1 protein-coding gene is annotated in these 808 nt (G+C 67.1%); it reads left to right on the forward strand.

Annotated features, from left to right (window positions below):
• Positions 1 to 808: methylenetetrahydrofolate--tRNA-(uracil(54)-C(5))-methyltransferase (FADH(2)-oxidizing) TrmFO (gene trmFO / locus EOA27_RS38545; protein ID WP_127258977.1), on the forward strand; the 808-nt coding region annotated here is incomplete at both ends.

An 808-nucleotide genomic window follows, 5' to 3' on the forward strand; every position in this document is an offset into this window, starting at 1 on the left:
ACCAGTCGTCGGCGGCGGCCTCGCCGGCTCCGAAGCGGCATGGCAAATCGCCGAGGCCGGCGTTCCGGTCGTGCTGCACGAGATGCGCCCGGTGCGCGGCACCGACGCGCATAAGACCGATGGCCTGGCCGAGCTCGTCTGCTCGAACTCCTTCCGCTCCGACGACGCCGAAAACAACGCGGTCGGCCTGCTGCATGCCGAAATGCGGCTGGCCGGCTCGCTGATCATGAGCGCCGGCGATGCCAACCAGGTGCCGGCCGGCGGCGCGCTGGCCGTCGACCGCGACCGGTTTTCCGACGCGGTCACCGCGAAGATCGAAGCGCATCCGCTGATCACCATCCAACGTGAGGAAGTGCCTGGGCTGCCGCCGGCGGACTGGGACCAGGCGATCATCGCCACCGGTCCACTGACGGCGCCGTCGCTGGCACAGTCGATCGCCGAGGCGACCGGCGCCGACGCGCTGGCCTTCTTCGATGCCATCGCGCCGATCGTGCATTTCGACACGATCGACATGAACACCGCCTGGTTCCAGTCGCGCTACGACAAGGTCGGTCCCGGCGGCACCGGCAAGGACTACATCAACTGCCCGATGGACAAGGACCAGTATTTCGCCTTCGTCCAGGCGCTGCTGGAGGGCCAGAAAACCGAGTTCAAAGAGTGGGAAGGCACGCCCTATTTCGACGGCTGCCTGCCGATCGAGGTCATGGCCGAACGCGGCGTCGAGACGCTGCGCTACGGCCCGATGAAGCCGATGGGCCTGACCAACGCCCACAATCCCTCGGTCAAGGCCTATGCGGTGATGCAGCTC

The organism is Mesorhizobium sp. M2A.F.Ca.ET.037.01.1.1 (assembly GCF_003998075.1).
GTDB lineage: Bacteria > Pseudomonadota > Alphaproteobacteria > Rhizobiales > Rhizobiaceae > Mesorhizobium.